Annotated in this window: 1 protein-coding gene; it reads right to left on the reverse strand. The window is 40.7% G+C overall.

The window, feature by feature from the left end; genetic code table 11:
* Positions 1-1,404, reverse strand: a 1,404-nt coding sequence (locus tag PSI15_RS17915) for an inverse autotransporter beta domain-containing protein (protein ID WP_273584693.1), incomplete at its 3' end; no start/stop codon positions are given.
* Between the last annotated feature and the right edge of the window lie 295 nt (positions 1,405-1,699).

A 1,699-nucleotide genomic window follows, 5' to 3' on the forward strand; every position in this document is an offset into this window, starting at 1 on the left:
AATCACCGGATTAAACGTATACCCGTCTTTTTTATCCCCCGTCGCCGACAATGGTCCTGCTGGAGTGAAGTTAGGTTCTTCCCGTTTTTGCAGTATAAAGGGCCTGACAATCACGCGCATTTCAACGGGTGCTGATTTTTGGTTATTTTCCAGTTCAGCAAGGGCATAGATGGGGTAATTATTATTGGGATTGTCGCCGGATATGTATTTCGGCAGAGTGACCTTTATTGTATGACCAACACGGGAAGAGAGTTTGCCACCATGCTTTGCAAAATCTTCGTTCGTTGCCCAGTGAATCTGCTTAACGGCAGTATTGGAAGATAGCTTGACCGTAATATCGTGCGGCTCCTGACTATAACCCGTTATTGTTTCCGGTAAGGAGAGTTGGATGATGGGGATTTTTTGATGATCAAGCACAATATTGTTGTTACGTTCTACCAAATCATAACGGCTGCCCGCCAACGTACGCATTGAGGCCACATTTTCAGGTGATAACTGCACATTCAGGGGGACACCCAATTTATAACTTAAATTCGCCAAGAACTGGGTTTCACTGTGCCCGCTTCCCCCTTGTTTATAATCCACGCCCAGCGTGAAGAGTGGGACAGGCGTATAAGTCAGCCCCAGTTTAGCCAGATTGGGGTTTTTCTGTTTAGTATCACGATTGAATAAGGTCACGTTGTCGCCAAAATATTGCTCATAGGCCAGTTTGGCTCCCAGATTTGGGTAAGCGGGCAAGAAGAATTCCCCATTAATGTCATAACCGTTGGCAGGGCGTTCATGGAAATCCTTAAAATTCCGTGAGTTTTGCCAATTACTTAAACGGTAATAGCTATTGGCGGAAAATTTAATGTAGTCTCCCCATATTTCTCCCCCCAAGCCCAGGCGCTGATTTTTACCCGTAAGATCGTAGTCATAAAAGGTATTCAGGCCATACATCCAGTCCTGATAAAAATAACGCCCGCCTAATCCCACGTTAATGGTATTTCGGCTGTCTTTGTTGCGATAACCCAGTTGAGAAAAAAACAGCCAATCGACTTTATTGTCATAAAGTGGCAATAATAAATCGAGTGAATTATTTTTTAGCGTTCCTTTTCTATCCAGCCCAAAGTTAATTTTGGCTGTCCCAAATTGGGATAGCCATTTTTGTGTTTCGGAAGAGATGGTGCTGTTAAATTTGCCCACGGCGTAGGACTTGGCTTGTTCTGCCAGTTCTGAAGGTGAGGATGACAGGATATTGCCTGCCATTTGGATGTTTTTAGCGATAACACTTGGCGTATTAGGATAATATGCTTGGTTGTCTTTTCCAGAGCTATTTTCTTTATGCGCATTCGAGTTCAGATATTTTTTACTTGATTCGTTAACTCGAGTGTCTATATTATCTTTCTTATCTGTTTCTGACATGTGTATTTTTGCAGATGCTAGATCCCCATCCGCAAATGAGTGCGTTATCGTATAAGGTATCAATAATGTGTAAAGAAAAAAGAATACAAATATACCCTTGCCAATATGTGATAACATATACAAACACCTTATATATTTTGATATTAACTGAGATTTATAGTTACACTCACTCATTAAAATAGTTCGGATCTACTCCTATTGTGATACTAGCTGTATATTTTATTTTTGCGTTATTAAAGATAGTTATCACACAATAACTATCTTTAATAACACACCACTTAATACACTGATAATT

It is taken from the genome of Xenorhabdus sp. PR6a, assembly GCF_028599065.1.
Lineage (GTDB): Bacteria > Pseudomonadota > Gammaproteobacteria > Enterobacterales > Enterobacteriaceae > Xenorhabdus > Xenorhabdus doucetiae.